This is a genomic window from Streptomyces fuscichromogenes (assembly GCF_014645815.1).
Classification (GTDB): Bacteria; Actinomycetota; Actinomycetes; order Streptomycetales; family Streptomycetaceae; genus Streptomyces; species Streptomyces fuscichromogenes.
In genome coordinates this window covers 1-15,011 of sequence record NZ_BMML01000024.1, presented here as the reverse complement: position 1 = coordinate 15,011, position 15,011 = coordinate 1, and the positions used below count along the sequence as shown (strand labels likewise).

Sequence of the window (15,011 nt, the reverse complement as noted above, 5' to 3'; positions counted from 1 at the left end):
GCTCAGGCGGCCTCAGGGCCCCGGAACGCGCGCCGGTAGGCGTTCGGCGTGGTCCCCAGCGACTTCACGAACTGGTGCCGCAGCGCGGCCGCCGTCCCGAAGCCGGCCCGGCCCGCGATGGAATCCATGGTCTCGTCCGTCCCCTCCAGCAACTCCTGTGCGAGCAGCACCCGCTGCCGCAGGATCCAGCGGTACGGCGTGGTGCCGGTCTCCTGCTGGAAACGGCGGGCGAAGGTGCGCGGGGCCATCAGCGCGCGGGCGGCCAGCTGCTCGACGGTGACCTCCTCGTCCAGGTGCTCCGTCATCCAGGCCAGCACCCCGCCCACCGTGTCACAGCGGCCCTCCGGCAGAGGCCGCTCGATGAACTGGGCCTGGCCGCCGTCCCGGTGCGGGGGCACCACCATCCGCCGGGCGATCTTCCGGGCCACCTCCGGGCCCTGCTCCTTGCGGACGATGTGCAGACAGGCGTCGATACCGGCCGCGGTGCCCGCCGAGGTGAACACCGGGTCCTCGTCGATGTACAGCACGTCCGGCTCGACCCGGGTCCGCGGGAAGCGGCGGGCCAGCAGGTCCGCGTGCCGCCAGTGGACGGCGCACCGGCGCCCGTCCAGCAGCCCGGCCGCGCCGAGCACGAAGACGCCGGAACAGACGCTGAGCACCCTGGCACCCCGGTCCACCGCCCGGCGAAGCGCGTCGAGCAGCTCGGGCGGATAGTCCCGGGCGACATTGGCGTCCGAGGCCGGCACCGCGACCAGGTCCGCCTCCTCCAGGCGGTCGATGCCGTACGGCGTGGAGACGGTGAGGCCGGGCACATGGGTGCCGAGTGCCGGACCCTCCGCCGAGACCACCGCGAAGTCGTACACCGGCAGCCCCTCGTCGGAGCGGTCCAGGCCGAAGACCTCGCAGACCACCCCGAGTTCGAAGGGATGCACACCGTCGAGAAGCACCGCGGCCACGTTCGTCAGCATGCTGCCAGTGTGCCTCGGAGCTGGCAGTAATTCGAGGGTGTATGGCAGTGCTGCCACTCACGGTAAGGGGCGTCCGGCGCGAGAGTGGTGTCCATGAACGGAAACCAGCTCGAAGGTCTCATCGGAATGGTCCTGGTCCTCGGCATCCTGGTCCTCATGGCTCTCCCGTCCGCGCTCGGCGTGCTGCGCGACCGGCGCATCGACCGGCAGATCAGGGAGGCGCGACGGGTCGAGGGAGCCGGGCGCGGCCGGGAAACCCGCTCCGGCGGGAGGTCCCTGATCGCTTAGCCTCTCCTGGTATGCGCACGACAAGGGGAGGAACATGAGAGGCAGAACGGCCTGGGCCGCGGCCGGCGGTGCGGCGGCCCTGGTGCTGACGACGGCGACCGGAGCGCACGCGGAGGGACGGGGCGACATCCGGGTGGTGAAGACGGTCGTCAACAACGGCGGCAACGTCATCGTGGGGACGTCGAAGACGATCCGGTACCCGGTCGACATCACCGTCAAGGACGACTCGGGGGTGAAGAAGCTCACGCACGTCTCCACCTTCAACAAGACGAACGCGTACACCTTCGCGACCTGGGACGGCGACTCGTCCTGCACGAAGAAGAGCGCGACCACCTCGGTGTGCCGGGCCACGATGACCATCGACCCCGCCTGGATCGCCGACAGCGACGACATCGACAGCAACCGGGTCGCCGGTGTCTGGCGGGTCGACGCCACCGTCCAGGCGAACGACGGCGACTACTGGATCTCCGACGACATCGCCGACTACAAGGTCAAGCGGGCCGTCCAGCTCCCCACGGTGATCGCGCCCGAGAAGGTCGCCAAGGGGGCCACGGCGACCGTCACCGGCAAGCTGTCGCGGGCCGACTGGGAGGACCTGAAGTACCACGGGTTCACCGGGCAGCAGGTCAAGCTCCAGTTCAGGAAGAAGGGCGCCGCCCACTACGGCACGGTCAGGACCGTGGTGACGGGCGACGCCGGAAAGCTGAGCACCAAGGTGACCGTCACCGCGGCGGGCAGCTGGCGCTGGTACTTCCCCGGCACGACGACCACCTCGCGGAAGGTGTCGGCCGGGGAACCACTCGGCCTGAAGTAGCCGGCGGACGGCGGCTCAGAAGTCCTCGTCCAGGTCGACGGTGCCCTCCACCGCCACCTGGTACGCGGACGGCCGCCGCTCGAAGAAGTTCGTCAGCTCCTGGACGCCCTGCAGCTCCATGAAGGAGAACGGGTTCTCCGAGCCGTACACCGGGGCGAAGCCCAGCCGGCCGAGCCGCTGGTCGGCGACGCACTCCAGGTACTGGCGCATCGAGTCCGTGTTCATGCCCGGCAGCCCGTCACCGCACAGGTCCCGGGCGAACTGCAGCTCCGCCTCGACGGCCTCCCGCAGCATGTCGGTGACCTGCTGCCGGAGCTCGTCGTCGAAGAGCTCCGGCTCCTCCTTGCGTACGGTGTCCACGACGTCGAACGCGAAGCTCATGTGCATCGTCTCGTCACGGAACACCCAGTTGGTGCCGGTGGCGAGACCGTGCAGCAGACCCCGGCTGCGCAGCCAGTAGACGTACGCGAAGGCGCCGTAGAAGAACAGGCCCTCGATGCACGCGGCGAAGCAGATCAGGTTGAGCAGGAAGCGGCGGCGGTCGGCCTTGGACTCCAGCCGGTCCAGGTTCTCCACCGAGTCCATCCACCTGAAGCAGAACTCGGCCTTCTCACGGATGGAGGGGATGTTCTCCACGGCGGCGAACGCGGCGGCGCGGTCCTCCGGGTCGGGGAGGTAGGTGTCCAGGAGGGTCAGGTAGAACTGGACGTGCACGGCCTCCTCGAACAGCTGCCGGCTCAGGTAGAGCCGCGCCTCGGGGGAGTTGATGTGCTTGTACAGCGTCAGCACCAGGTTGTTCGCCACGATCGAGTCGCCCGTCGCGAAGAACGCGACCAGCCGGCCGATCAGGTGCTGCTCGGCGGGCGTGAGCTTGGCGAGGTCGGCGACGTCCGAGTGGAGGTCGACCTCCTCCACGGTCCAGGTGTTCTTGATGGCGTCCCGGTAGCGCTCGTAGAAGTCCGGGTAGCGCATGGGGCGCAGGGTCAGCTCGAAGCCCGGGTCGAGCAGGTTCTTGTTCACGCTGGTCATCACTGGCAGGCCTCGCAGGACTCGGGGTTCTCAAGGGAGCAGGCGACGGCGTCGGTCGTCTGCTGTACGGGCAGGGTCGCCTGCGCGGCGCGGGCGATCCGGGTCGCCGGGCGCGAGCGCAGGTAGTACGTCGTCTTCAGGCCCGACTTCCAGGCGTACGCGTACATCGAGGAGAGCTTGCCGATGGTCGGCGTCTCCAGGAACAGGTTCAGGGACTGGGCCTGGTCCAGGTACGGGGTGCGGGCCGCGGCCATGTCGATCAGGCCGCGCTGCGGGATCTCCCACGCCGTGCGGTAGAGCCGCCGCACGTCCTCCGGGATCCAGACGAAGTCCTGCACCGAGCCGCTCGCGTCGCGCAGCGCCTCGCGGGTGCGGGCGTCCCAGACGCCGAGGTCCTTGAGGTCCTGCACCAGGTAGGAGTTGACCTGGAGGAACTCACCGGACAGCGTCTCGCGCTTGAAGAGGTTCGAGACCTGCGGCTCGATGCACTCGTACACGCCCGCGATGGACGCGATGGTGGCGGTGGGCGCGATGGCGAGCAGGAGGCTGTTGCGCAGGCCGGTGGTCGCGATCCGCGCGCGCAGCGCCGCCCAGCGCTCCGGCCAGGTGAACTCCACGCCGTAGTGGTCGGGGTGCAGTACGCCCTGCGCGGTGCGGGTCTTCTCCCAGGCGGGCAGCGGGCCGCCGCGCTCGGCGAGGTCGGCGGACGCCTCGTACGCGGCGAGCATGATCCGCTCGGCGATCCGGGTGGAGAGCGCCCTGGCCTCCGGGGAGTCGAAGGGCAGCCGCAGCTTGAAGAAGACGTCCTGGAGGCCCATCGCGCCGAGGCCGACCGGCCGCCACTTCGCGTTCGACCGGCCCGCCTGCTCGGTCGGGTAGAAGTTGATGTCCACGACCCGGTCGAGGAAGGTGACGGCGATGCGGACGGTCTCGTCCAGCCGCTCCCAGTCGATGTCGCCGGTAGCGGTGTCGACGAACGCGCCGAGGTTGACCGAGCCGAGGTTGCAGACCGCCGTCTCGCCGTCGTCCGTGACCTCCAGGATCTCCGTGCAGAGGTTGGAGGAGTGGACGACATGGCCGGGCACGGCCGTCTGGTTGGCGGTGCGGTTGGCCGCGTCCTTGAAGGTCATCCAGCCGTTGCCGGTCTGCGCGAGGGTGCGCATCATCCGGCCGTACAGGTCCCGGGCCGGGATGGTCCTGCGCGCGAGCCCGGCCGCCTCGGCCTCGCGGTAGGCGGCGTCGAACTCCTCGCCCCACAGGTCGACCAGTTCGGGCACGTCGGAGGGGGAGAACAGCGACCACTGCGCGTCCGCGTTCACCCGGCGCATGAACTCGTCCGGGATCCAGTGCGCGAGGTTCAGGTTGTGGGTTCGGCGGGCGTCCTCGCCGGTGTTGTCGCGCAGCTCCAGGAACTCCTCGATGTCGGAGTGCCAGGTCTCCAGGTAGACCGCGGCCGCGCCCTTGCGCCGGCCGCCCTGGTTCACGGCGGCGACCGAGGCGTCCAGCGTCTTCAAGAACGGCACGATGCCGTTGGAGTGCCCGTTGGTGCCGCGGATCAGCGAACCCCGGCCGCGGATCCGGGAGTACGACAGTCCGATGCCGCCGGCGTGCTTGGAGAGCCGGGCCACCTGGTGGTAGCGGTCGTAGAGCGAGTCCAGCTCGTCCTTGGGGGAGTCCAGGAGGTAGCAGGACGACATCTGGGGGTGCCGGGTGCCGGAGTTGAAGAGGGTGGGGGAGGACGGGAGGTAGTCCAGGCGGCTCATCAGCCCGTGGAGCGCGGCGACCTCGTCCACCGACCGCGCGGTGTCGTCCTCGGCGAGACCGGCGGCGACCCGGAGCATGAAGTGCTGGGGGGTCTCGATGACCTTGCGGGTGATCGGGTGCCGGAGCAGGTAGCGGCTGTGCAGGGTGCGCAGGCCGAAGTAGCCGAAGCGGTCGTCGGCGGCCGGGTCGACGAGGGCGTCGAGGCGGTGGGCGTGCAGCCGTACGAACTCGGCGGTCCGGTCGGCGATCAGCCCCTCCCGGTGCCCCACGGCGACGGACTCGGTGAAGGTGGTCACGCCCTGCGAGGCGGCCTCGGCGCGGACGGAGACCGTCAGCAGCCGGGCGGCGAGCCTGGAGTAGGCGGGGTCCTCGGAGATGAGGCCGGCGGCGGCCTCGGTGGCCAGTTCGCGCAACTCCGACTCGTCGGCCCGCGCGGACCGGCCGCGCAGCGCGGCGGCGGCGACCCGGCCGGGGTCGGCGTCGGGGAGGTCGGCGGTCAGCTCGGTCAGGGTCCGCAGCAGCGCGGTACCGGGACCGTCCTCTGCCACGGAGATGGTCGCTGAGGCCGGGTCGGCTGGCGCGATGGTCACGTGGGGCTCTCCCTCGCTGGGCTCGGGGCCTGGCGGAGGGCAGCGGGCAGCGCGGGTGCACGTGGGCACGCGTCGAGACCCTGGCCCACTCCACGAGGCCCGGACGTCAGAACGCCCTCGCCGGGTGGCTGGGCGTGCTGTCGGCAGGTCCTCGGACTGACTCCTGTGCACGAACATGCACAAGTACACCGTTGCGGGACAGTTCCGGATTCGCACCGGATTCCCCTGTGGCGACAGCGAGCATGAGCATACATCTAGTGCCGGGTTGTCGCGTCACCCCCAGATGTTGTGTCGTGGCGGTGTCAGAGCGTCAACTCGTAGGTGAGGAGAGTGATGTCGGCCAGCTCCGGCAGGGGACTCCAGTCCCGGTCGGGTGTGCGGACGAAGCCCAGACGTTCGTAGATGCGGTGGGCGGTGTGCATGCTGCGCTGGCTCGACAGGACGACGGCCGTGCAGCCCTGCGTGGCCCGTGCGCGGTCGATACAGGCGCGGACGAGGGCTTCGCCGGTGCCGTGGCCGCGGGCGGCCCGGCCGACGGCGAGCATACGGATCTCGGCCTCTCCGGGGGCGGCGAGGTCGGCCATCGGGCCGGGGCCGGGGACGAAGGTGACGCCGCCGAGGAGGGCGGTGCCCCGGACGGCGACGAGAACGGTGGCCGCGGCTGCCCGTTTTGCCACGTCCTTGAGTTCGGTGAGATATGAGTCGCTCTCGCCGAAGTCGAGGAGGCCGTCCTGGAGGTAGGCCAGCGCGGTTATGTCGCCGAGCGGATCGTATTCGGCGGGCTTCGCTTCCCGGATGACGATGTCCATGCGGGTGAGTGTGTACGACAGCGGGCCGCCGTTGTGCTTGATTTTCGGCGGCCCGCTGCGGGTTGTGGTGGGTTGCTCGTGCAGTTCCCCGCGCCCTAAAGGGGCGCTACGGCCGGGGGCAGTTCCACCTCGACGTCCGGGTCGCCGGCGTCTGCCGTGTAGTCCTCCGGGCTGGTCTGGTCGATGCCCTCGGGGGCCTTCAGGGCCTTGAGAGCGAAGGTCAGGAGCACCGCGACCACCACGTTCAGCACGAACGCCGTCAGGCCGATGTAGCCGATCTCGCCGATGCCGGGGATCTCCTTCGAGGAGCCGCCGAAGTGCGCCTGGGTGGGGGAGGCCACCCCGTACGCCGCGGCCGTGCCGTAGACCATGCCGACCGCCCAGCCCGCCAGCAGGGCCCAGCGGTGGAACCAGCGGGTGAACAGGCCGCCGACCAGGGCCGGGAAGGTCTGCAGGATCCAGATGCCGCCCAGGAGCTGGAAGTTGATGGCGACCGTCTTGTCCATGGTGAGGACGAAGACCAGCGCGCCGACCTTCACCAGCAGGGAGACGAGCTTGGAGACCTGGGCCTCCTGCTTCGGCGTGGCGTCCGGCTTGATGAAGTCCCGGTAGATGTTGCGGGTGAAGAGGTTCGCGGCCGCGATGGACATGATGGCCGCCGGGACCAGGGCGCCGATGCCGATCGCCGCGAAGGCGACGCCCGCGAACCAGTCCGGGAACATGTTCTCGAACAGTTGCGGGATGGCCAGCTGGCCGTTGGTGACCTTGACGCCGGCCGCGATGGCCATGAAGCCCAGCAGGGCGAGCAGGCCCAGCATCAGGGAGTACAGCGGCAGGATCGTGGTGTTGCGGCGGATCACGTCACGGCTCTTGGAGGAGAGCGTCGCGGTGATCGAGTGCGGGTACATGAACAGGGCGAGTGCGGAGCCCAGCGCCAGGGTGGCGTACGTCCACTGACCGGCCTGGGCCGGGACCAGCGCGCCGCGCGGTTTGCCGGTCGCCGGGTTGGTCTGGGTGAACGCGGCGCCCGCCTTGGCGAAGACGTCGTCGAAGCCGCCCAGCTTGATCGGGATGTAGATGATCGCCACCGCGATGACGATGTAGATCAGCGCGTCCTTCACGAACGCGATCAGGGCGGGGGCACGCAGGCCCGAGGAGTAGGTGTAGGCCGCCAGCACACCGAAGGCGATGAGCAACGGCAGGTCCTTGACGAACCAGTTGGTGCCGTCGCCGCCGCCGACGCCCATCACGTCGAGCACCGCCTGGATGCCCACGAGCTGGAGCGCGATGTACGGCATCGTTGCCAGGATGCCGGTCACGGCGACGGCGAGCGAGAGCCCCTTGGAGCCGAAGCGGCCGCGCACGAAGTCCGAGGTCGTCACATAGCCGTGCTTGTGCGAGACCGACCACAGGCGGGGCAGGAACGTGAAGATCAGCGGGTAGACCAGGATCGTGTACGGAACCGCGAAGAAGCCGGCCGCGCCGGCCGCGTAGACCGCCGCCGGTACGGCGACGAAGGTGTAGGCCGTGTACAGGTCGCCGCCGAGCAGGAACCAGGTGATCCAGGTTCCGAACGACCGGCCGCCGAGGCCCCATTCGTCCAGGGAGTGCTCGTTCTCGGCCTTGCGCCAGCGCGCGGCCCAGAAGCCGATGGCCGTGACGGCCAGGAAGAAGAAGACGAAGACGCCGAGCGCGACGCCGTTCACACCGTCCTTCACTTCGCCGCACCCCCGTCCGTGCCGCCGGCGGCCTTGCGGCCGCGCTGGTCACGCTGCCACAGCTGGTACGCGGTCATGGTGAGCGCGGTGGAGAGCAGCACCCACAGCATCTGGTACCAGTAGAAGAACGGGATCCCGATGAACACCGGGTCCGTCTTGGCGTACGAGCCCACCCACAGCATCGCCACGAAGGGCGCTATCAGGCAGAGGGCGATGGCGACGCGCAGAGGCGTCACCACCGCCGCTTTGGTCACTTCGGACGCATCTGACATCTCGCGGCTCCGTCCCCTCACTGACCGCACGGCGATCACCGTTGTTCACCTGTGTAATGCGCAGGCAATCATGGCGAACCCGTGAGGTCAGTGGAAGACCTCATCCGCATATCGGCATGTCGATTTCGTGGAGAAGGGTGACGGACCGTCAGACGGCACGGGGCGTGAACAGCCTCAGTCCTGGGGCCGCTTGAGCCGGGCGACGAACTTGTAGCGGTCGCCGCGGTACACCGAGCGGACCCACTCCACCGGCTGGCCCTCGCGGTCCAGGGAGTGCCGGGAGAGCATCAGCATCGGCAGGCCCACGTCGGTGCCGAGCAGGCCGGCCTCGCGCGGGGTCGCGAGGGAGGTCTCGATGGTCTCCTCGGCCTCGGCGAGATGCACGTCGTACACCTCTGCGAGGGCGGTGTAGAGGGACGTGTACTTGACGAGGGAGCGGCGCAGGGCCGGGAAGCGCTTCGCGCTGAGGTGCGTGGTCTCGATCGCCATCGGCTCGCCGTTGGCCATGCGCAGCCGCTCGATGCGCAGCACGCGCCCGCCCGCCGTTATGTCGAGGAGGCCGGCCAGCCGGTCGTCGGCGGTGATGTAGCCGATGTCCAGCAGCTGCGAGGTCGGCTCCAGGCCCTGGGCGCGCATGTCCTCGGTGTACGAGGTGAGCTGGAGCGCCTGCGAGACCTTGGGCTTCGCGACGAAGGTGCCCTTGCCCTGGATGCGCTCCAGACGGCCCTCGACGACCAGCTCCTGGAGGGCCTGGCGGACGGTGGTGCGGGAGGTGTCGAACTCGGCGGCCAGGGTGCGCTCGGGCGGGACCGGGGTGCCGGGGGCCTGTGTCTCGGTCATTTCGAGCAGGTGCTTCTTCAGGCGGTAGTACTTGGGCACGCGCGCGGTACGGACGGCTGTCCCGCTCTCGTTCTCCGCACTGCTGACGTCGGTGCTCATGCTCCGCCTTCCCGGCTTCTGGTCCTGCTCGCCCCGCGGCTCGGCAGCGTACCGGGATTTCCCCTGCACGCTGCGTGATCCCTTCTGTATACCGTCGTCGGCTCTTCTGGTCTAGTCCATAGCTGGAGTGGTCTACCGGAATTGTCTCGTCCGCGCCGTCGATTTTCGAGGGGTTCTTACTTAAAGGTTCCTGCATATGTAGGTCGCATAACAGCTGGTCGGGGCCTATTCGGCCACCCTTGACAGGCCTGCTGGTCTGGGCCAAGCTTCCGGCACTGGTCTACACCATTGGTCCAGGTCCCGGCCCAACGCTCGTGCGGGGAGGCAGGGGGGTTTGTGGCATCCCTGAGGAGGGTGGCGTGAAGCGCAAGCTGATAGCCGCGATTGGTATCGCGGGCATGGTCTTCTCCATCGCGGCGTGTGGCAGCGACAACAAGGACGACAACAAGTCGCAGGGGTCGGACGCCAAGGCGCTGACCGTCTGGCTCACGGTGGACGCGCAGAACAACTGGCCCGACCTGGTGAAGGCCGCCGACGCCGCGGTGCAGAAGAAGCACCCCGGCATCAAGATCAAGCACGAGTACTACGGCTGGCCGGACAAGAACACCAAGCTGGACGCCGTCCTCGCCACGGACAAGGCCCCCGACGTGGTCGAGATGGGCAACACCGAGATGCTGAGCTACATGGTCAAGGGTGCCTTCGCCCCCGTCGACGCCTCCCAGTTCAGCAGCTCCGACCAGTGGCTCGACGGCCTCAAGGCCTCCGTCACCTACCAGGGCAAGACCTACGGCGTGCCCTACTACGCCGGTGGCCGCGTCGCCAACTGGCGCAAGGACATCGCCGCCTCGGCCGGCATCAAGACCACCCCGAAGACCTACACCGAGCTGACCGCCGACCTGAACAAGATCCAGAAGAAGGAGGGCGACAAGTTCAGCGCCTGGTACCAGCCCACCCGCGACTGGTACGCGGCCATGTCCTTCGTCTACGACGCGGGCGGCTCCATCGCCGTGGAGAACGGCGGCAAGTGGCAGGGCAACCTCGAGTCGGCCGAGTCCATCAAGGGCCTCACCGAGTTCAAGAGCGTCATCGACAAGTACATGCACGGTGACAAGACCAAGGACGAGTCCGACCGCTACATCGTCTACGGCCAGGGCAAGTCGGCCATGATCTTCGGTGCCGCCTGGGAGGGCGCGACCGCGGCCGACCCGAAGAACGACAAGACCGGCGGCAAGCTGAAGAACAACCTCGTCAACTTCGTGATGCCCGGCCCGTCCGGCAAGAACATGCCGGTGTTCCTGGGCGGCTCCGACCTCGCCATCCCGGTGAAGTCCAAGGCGCAGGCCGTCGCCGCCGAGTGGATCAACGCGTTCACCGGCCCTTCCGGCCAGAAGGGCCTGATGGCCAAGGGCAACCTGCCCAACAACAAGACCGACCTCGCCACGCTGAAGAGCGACCCGGCGACCGCGGTGCCCGCCGAGGCGGCCGAGTCCAACTGGTTCGTGCCGATGGCGCCGGGCTGGGGCCAGGTGGAGAAGGCGCAGGTGCTCCAGACGATGCTGCAGAACATCGGCACCGGCAAGGAGTCGGTCCAGGCGGCGGCCAAGGAGGCCGACGCGGCGATCGACAAGGTCATCAACACCCCGTGACGGTCCGCGGCCGGGCCTGACCGACGGGGGCGGGTCCGGCCGGTGGATTTCAGAAGACAGTGCCGCGTCGGGTCGCGGGGCCGCTGCGGGTGCGTTGTGGCTGGTCGCGCCGTTCCCCGCGCCCCTTCGGGGGCGCGGCACCTGACGTTTCTTGAACTGCTTAGGAGCGCACGATGAGTGCCGTTGACACGACCACACCCGCCAAGGTGCCGGCACCTCCACCGGACTCCCCGCAAAGACCGCGTGCGAACCGGCGCTCGGGCGGGCCCGCCGTTCCCTGGCTGCTGCTCGCCCCCTGCCTGCTGATCCTGGGACTCGTCCTCGGATACCCCCTCTACCGGCTGGTCACCCTCTCCTTCCAGGACTTCGGGCAGTCCCAGCTGTGGGGGTTCAAGCCGGCCGAGTGGACCGGGTTCGGGAACTTCTCCAAGGTGCTCGACGACAGCGAGTTCTGGCAGGTCGTGCTGCGCACGATCATCTTCGCGGCCGGCTGCGTCATCTTCACCATGGTCGTCGGCATGCTCGTCGCCCTCCTGCTCCAGCGCGTCTCCGGCTGGGTCAAGACCCTGGTCAACATCGCGCTGGTGGCCAGCTGGGGCATGCCGGTCATCGTCGCCACCACGGTCTTCAAGTGGCTCTTCGACTCCGACTACGGCGTCCTCAACGCCGTGCTCAGCAAGCTCCCCGGGGTCGAGATGGTCGGCCACAACTGGTTCGCCAGCGGACCCGAGGGACTCGCGGTGATCATGCTCCTGGTGGTCTGGGGAGCGGTCCCCTTCGTGGTCATCACGCTCAGCGCCGGACTCACCCAGGTCCCGCAGGAACTGGAGGAGGCCGCCCGGCTCGACGGCGCCGGTCCCTGGGGCGTCTTCCGCTACGTCACGCTGCCCATCCTCAAGCCGGTCATCGTGATGCTCACGACCCTCTCGGTCATCTGGGACATGGGCGTCTTCCCGCAGGTCTTCGTGATGCGCGGCGGCCACCCCGAGGCCGACTTCCAACTGCTGACCACCTGGTCCTACGACCGCGCCTTCGTGGTCAACGACTACGGGCAGGGCTCCGCGATCGCCCTGCTCACCGTGGTCCTCCTGCTCGGCGTCGTCGCCGTGTACATGCGTCAGATGCTGAAGATCGGAGAGGTCGAATGAGTACCGTCGCCACCCCCGGCCGCAGGAAGTCGAAGGCCGGCTGGAACCTGCTCGGCCTCCTCGTCTTCGTCGTCTCCGGCTTCCCCGTCTACTGGATGCTGAACACGGCGTTCAAGCCGGCGAAGGACGCCATCGACCCGGACCCCAGCCTGCTGCCCACCGGCATCACCCTGTCCAACTTCAGCCGCGCGCTCGACATCGCCGACTTCTGGGGCCCGGTCGGCCGCAGCCTGATCGTGTCCCTCTCCGTCGTGGTGATCGGCATGGTCATCGGACTGCTGGCCGCCCTGGCCATCTCCCGGTTCGCCTTCCGCGGCCGCAAGGTCGTGATCGTCGGCATCCTCGCGGTCCAGATGATCCCGCTGGTCGCCATGATCATCCCGGTCTTCCTGCTCCTCAACGACCTGGACCAGTACGACAAGCTCAGCGGCCTGATCATCACCTATCTGACCTTCATCCTGCCGTTCACGGTGTGGACCCTGCGCGGTTTCATCGTCAACATCCCCAAGGAGCTGGAGGAGGCCGCCATGGTCGACGGCTGCTCCCGCACCGGTGCCTTCGTCCGGGTGGTCTTCCCGCTGCTCGCCCCCGGTCTGGTCGCCACCTCGGTCTACGGCTTCATCCAGGCCTGGAACGAGTACCTCTACGCCCTGATGCTGCTCAGCCAGGACCACCAGACGGCGACCGTCTGGCTGGCCAACTTCACCACGCAGCACGGCACCGAATACGCCCCGATGATGGCCGGCGCCACCATGCTCGCCGTGCCCATCGTCGTCCTGTTCCTCCTCGTCCAGCGCAAGATGGCCGCGGGCCTCACCGCGGGCGCCGTGAAGGGATAACCCCATCCGATGACGACATTCGCCAGCGGTACGGACACACTCACGCGCGACGCGCTGACGGTCCTCCAGCCGGGCTTCACCGGCACCACCGCCCCCGACTGGCTGCTCCGCCGCCTCGGCGAAGGCCTCGCCTCCGTCGGTGTGTTCGGCCGCAACATCATCTCCGCCGAGCAGCTCTCGGCGCTCACCGCCCAGCTGCGCGCCGAGCGCGACGACGTCCTGGTGGCGATCGACGAGGAGGGCGGTGACGTCACCCGCCTTGAGGTACGCACCGGTTCCTCCTTCCCCGGCAACCACGCCCTCGGCGCCGTCGACGACCCGGAGCTGACCCGGCGGGTCGCCCTCGAACTGGGCCGCCGCCTCGCGGCCTGCGGGGTGAACTTCAGCTGGGCCCCGGTCGCCGACGTCAACTCCAACTCAGCCAACCCGGTCATCGGAGTCCGCTCCTTCGGCGCCGACCAGGACCTGGTCGCCCGCCACACCGCGGCCTACGTCACCGGCCTCCAGACGGCCGGGGTGGCGGCCTGCACCAAGCACTTCCCGGGCCACGGCGACACCGCCGTCGACTCCCACCTCGCCCTGCCCCGCATCGACGCGAGCGCCGAGCTCCTGCACGCCCGCGAGCTGGCGCCCTTCCGCGCCGCCATCGCCGCCGGCACCCGTGCCGTGATGAGCGCGCACATCCTGGTCCCCGCCCTGGACCGGACCCGGCCCGGGACACTGTCCCACCGCGTCCTCACCGAACTGCTCCGCGGCGAACTCGGCTACGACGGCCTGATCGTCACCGACGGCATGGAGATGCGGGCCATCGCCGGGACCTACGGCATCGAACACGGCAGCGTCCTGGCGCTCGCCGCCGGAGCCGACGCGATCTGCGTGGGCGGCGGCCTCTCGGACGACGAGACGGTACGACGGCTGCGCGACGCCCTGGTCGCGGCGGTCCGCTCCGGGGAACTCCCCGAGGAGCGCCTGGCGGACGCGGCACAGCGGGTGCGGGCGCTGGCGCACTGGACGTCCACGGCCCCGGCGGTGCAGCCGGACCCCGCCCTGGCCGACATCGGCCTCGTCGCCGCCCGCCGCGCGCTTCATGTGACGCGCGTCGACCCTTACACACCACCGGCCGAGCCCCCCTTCGTGGCCTCCCTCACCCCCGAGACCAACATCGCGGTGGGCACGGAGACCCCCTGGGGCATGTCCGCCGAACTGAACCGCCTCCTGCCCGGCACCGAGAGCGGCAGCTTCGCGGGCGAGGACGCCGGCCACGCGGCGATCGTGGCGGCGGGGGAGCGCCGCATCGTCGCGGTGGTCCGCGACGAACACCGCCATCCCTGGATGACCAGGGCCCTGGACGTCCTGCTCACGGCCCGCCCGGACACGATCGTCGTGGAGATGGGCGTACCCCAGGCCCCGCCGCGAGGCGCCGTCCACATCGCGACGCACGGCGCGGCGCGGGTGTGCGGAGCGGCGGCGGCCGAGTTCATCGCGGGCGTGAGCGCGTAGGAACGTGCCGAGGGCCTGGTCCCCGGCCCGGCGTTCTCACCGGGCCGGGGACCACACGCCGAACCACTGCTCGGCGTCGTAGGCCTCGAATCGCTCCAGCTCGGTGAACCCGAGTCTGGCCGCCAGGCGCATGGAGCGCAGGTTGGCGGTCTGGGTGTAGAGCACCACCGGCTCACCCGGCAGCACACCGGAGAACCAGCCGAGTGCCGCCGCGCACGCCTCGGTGGCGTACCCGTGTCCCCATGCCTCCGGCAGGAACAGGTAGCCCAGCTCGGTCTCCCCGGCCTCCCGGCGGCGGGGCGCCCGCTCGGGGTCGTGCGGGTCGAGCTGGAGGGTGCCGATCGCCGCTCCGTCGAGCTCGACCACGAAGAAACCGGGGCGCTGCCCGGGCACCGCGGGCACCCTGCGTTCGAGCTCGGCACGCGGCCGGGGGCCGCCGAGGTAGGTGCCCACCTCCGGCGAGGCGTCCAGCTCGATGACCACGTCGCGGTCCCGTGCCTCGCACTCGCGCAGGACGAGCCGCTCGGTCTTGATCGGGGCGGGTGGCCAGCTGTCGGTTCCCAACACAGTCATGCCGGGCAACCTATCCGACACCCCACGCCCTGACGCCCCGCGCCCCAACGGGGCGCGGGGAACTGCGCGAGCAACCCACCACGACGGTCAGTCCGCATCGAACCGGACCAGGCA

General features: G+C 69.5%; 14 protein-coding genes and 1 riboswitch. Of the genes, 6 read left to right on the top strand and 8 right to left on the bottom strand.

Annotation, left to right across the window (positions count from 1 at the left end; genetic code table 11):
- Nucleotides 1-2 precede the first annotated feature (2 nt).
- The gene (locus IEZ11_RS38150) at nt 3-968 is read right to left on the bottom strand and encodes a helix-turn-helix domain-containing protein (RefSeq protein ID WP_189267607.1); all 966 of its coding nucleotides are present in this window, start codon (nt 966-968) and stop codon (nt 3-5) included.
- Between the two features lie 93 nt (nt 969-1,061).
- On the opposite strand from IEZ11_RS38150, the gene IEZ11_RS38145 reads away from it, so the two are divergent.
- Both IEZ11_RS38145 and IEZ11_RS38140 read left to right on the top strand, forming a co-directional pair.
- On the top strand, nt 1,062-1,256 hold the full coding sequence (locus IEZ11_RS38145; RefSeq protein ID WP_229713615.1) for a hypothetical protein: 195 nt from the start codon (nt 1,062-1,064) through the stop codon (nt 1,254-1,256).
- A 34-nt stretch (nt 1,257-1,290) separates the two neighbouring features.
- The gene (locus tag IEZ11_RS38140; protein ID WP_189267605.1) at nt 1,291-2,070 is read left to right on the top strand and encodes a hypothetical protein; all 780 of its coding nucleotides are present in this window, start codon (nt 1,291-1,293) and stop codon (nt 2,068-2,070) included.
- A gap of 15 nt (nt 2,071-2,085) precedes the next feature.
- Here IEZ11_RS38140 and IEZ11_RS38135 read toward each other — a convergent pair whose 3' ends face one another.
- From IEZ11_RS38135 to IEZ11_RS38110, 6 genes are all read right to left on the bottom strand, one after another.
- A complete protein-coding gene (locus tag IEZ11_RS38135; protein ID WP_189267604.1) occupies nt 2,086-3,099 on the bottom strand; it encodes a ribonucleotide-diphosphate reductase subunit beta in 1,014 nt (337 codons plus the stop codon).
- Nucleotides 3,099-5,453, bottom strand: a complete 2,355-nt coding sequence (locus tag IEZ11_RS38130; RefSeq protein WP_189267603.1) for a ribonucleoside-diphosphate reductase subunit alpha — start codon at nt 5,451-5,453, stop codon at nt 3,099-3,101. The genes IEZ11_RS38135 and IEZ11_RS38130 overlap by 1 nt, the downstream gene beginning before the upstream one ends.
- 125 nt (nt 5,454-5,578) lie before the next feature.
- A riboswitch (cobalamin riboswitch) is annotated at nt 5,579-5,703 on the bottom strand.
- Between the two features lie 52 nt (nt 5,704-5,755).
- Nucleotides 5,756-6,262 (bottom strand): GNAT family N-acetyltransferase, encoded by a 507-nt coding sequence (locus tag IEZ11_RS38125; RefSeq protein ID WP_189267602.1) that lies wholly within the window; start codon nt 6,260-6,262, stop codon nt 5,756-5,758.
- 95 nt (nt 6,263-6,357) lie between these two features.
- Nucleotides 6,358-7,980, bottom strand: a complete 1,623-nt coding sequence (mctP, locus tag IEZ11_RS38120) for a monocarboxylate uptake permease MctP (RefSeq protein WP_189267601.1) — start codon at nt 7,978-7,980, stop codon at nt 6,358-6,360.
- Complete coding sequence (locus IEZ11_RS38115) at nt 7,977-8,252, bottom strand: DUF3311 domain-containing protein (RefSeq protein WP_189267600.1); 276 nt, start codon at nt 8,250-8,252, stop codon at nt 7,977-7,979. Before IEZ11_RS38115 ends, mctP begins: the two co-directional genes overlap by 4 nt.
- A 174-nt stretch (nt 8,253-8,426) precedes the next feature.
- The gene (locus tag IEZ11_RS38110) at nt 8,427-9,191 is read right to left on the bottom strand and encodes a GntR family transcriptional regulator (protein WP_089098851.1); all 765 of its coding nucleotides are present in this window, start codon (nt 9,189-9,191) and stop codon (nt 8,427-8,429) included.
- A gap of 359 nt (nt 9,192-9,550) precedes the next feature.
- Here IEZ11_RS38110 and IEZ11_RS38105 point away from each other — a divergent pair, with 359 nt between their 5' ends.
- From IEZ11_RS38105 to IEZ11_RS38090, 4 genes are all read left to right on the top strand, one after another.
- Nucleotides 9,551-10,837: an extracellular solute-binding protein gene (locus IEZ11_RS38105; protein WP_189267599.1), complete on the top strand. Its 1,287-nt coding sequence runs from the start codon at nt 9,551-9,553 to the stop codon at nt 10,835-10,837.
- A 173-nt stretch (nt 10,838-11,010) separates the two neighbouring features.
- Entirely contained in the window at nt 11,011-11,985 is a 975-nt protein-coding gene (locus tag IEZ11_RS38100) for a carbohydrate ABC transporter permease (protein ID WP_189267598.1), read from the top strand.
- Nucleotides 11,982-12,824: a carbohydrate ABC transporter permease gene (locus IEZ11_RS38095; RefSeq protein ID WP_189267597.1), complete on the top strand. Its 843-nt coding sequence runs from the start codon at nt 11,982-11,984 to the stop codon at nt 12,822-12,824. The genes IEZ11_RS38100 and IEZ11_RS38095 overlap by 4 nt, the downstream gene beginning before the upstream one ends.
- Before the next feature lie 9 nt (nt 12,825-12,833).
- The gene (locus IEZ11_RS38090; RefSeq protein WP_189267596.1) at nt 12,834-14,324 is read left to right on the top strand and encodes a glycoside hydrolase family 3 protein; all 1,491 of its coding nucleotides are present in this window, start codon (nt 12,834-12,836) and stop codon (nt 14,322-14,324) included.
- A 36-nt stretch (nt 14,325-14,360) separates the two neighbouring features.
- On the opposite strand, the gene IEZ11_RS38085 is transcribed toward IEZ11_RS38090, so the two are convergent.
- Nucleotides 14,361-14,897, bottom strand: a complete 537-nt coding sequence (locus IEZ11_RS38085; protein ID WP_189267595.1) for a GNAT family N-acetyltransferase — start codon at nt 14,895-14,897, stop codon at nt 14,361-14,363.
- Nucleotides 14,898-15,011 lie beyond the last annotated feature (114 nt).

What these genes read in the sequence shown, in the direction of transcription:
- IEZ11_RS38150 (WP_189267607.1), bottom strand. Translation starts at nt 968, where the DNA reads ATGCTGACGAACGTGGCCGCGGTGCTTCTCGACGGTGTGCATCCCTTC.
- IEZ11_RS38145 (WP_229713615.1), top strand. Translation starts at nt 1,062, where the DNA reads ATGAACGGAAACCAGCTCGAAGGTCTCATCGGAATGGTCCTGGTCCTC.
- IEZ11_RS38140 (WP_189267605.1), top strand. Translation starts at nt 1,291, where the DNA reads ATGAGAGGCAGAACGGCCTGGGCCGCGGCCGGCGGTGCGGCGGCCCTG.
- IEZ11_RS38135 (WP_189267604.1), bottom strand. Translation starts at nt 3,099, where the DNA reads ATGACCAGCGTGAACAAGAACCTGCTCGACCCGGGCTTCGAGCTGACC.
- IEZ11_RS38125 (WP_189267602.1), bottom strand. Translation starts at nt 6,262, where the DNA reads ATGGACATCGTCATCCGGGAAGCGAAGCCCGCCGAATACGATCCGCTC.
- IEZ11_RS38115 (WP_189267600.1), bottom strand. Translation starts at nt 8,252, where the DNA reads ATGTCAGATGCGTCCGAAGTGACCAAAGCGGCGGTGGTGACGCCTCTG.
- IEZ11_RS38110 (WP_089098851.1), bottom strand. Translation starts at nt 9,191, where the DNA reads ATGAGCACCGACGTCAGCAGTGCGGAGAACGAGAGCGGGACAGCCGTC.
- IEZ11_RS38100 (WP_189267598.1), top strand. Translation starts at nt 11,011, where the DNA reads ATGAGTGCCGTTGACACGACCACACCCGCCAAGGTGCCGGCACCTCCA.
- IEZ11_RS38095 (WP_189267597.1), top strand. Translation starts at nt 11,982, where the DNA reads ATGAGTACCGTCGCCACCCCCGGCCGCAGGAAGTCGAAGGCCGGCTGG.
- IEZ11_RS38090 (WP_189267596.1), top strand. Translation starts at nt 12,834, where the DNA reads ATGACGACATTCGCCAGCGGTACGGACACACTCACGCGCGACGCGCTG.
- IEZ11_RS38085 (WP_189267595.1), bottom strand. Translation starts at nt 14,897, where the DNA reads ATGACTGTGTTGGGAACCGACAGCTGGCCACCCGCCCCGATCAAGACC.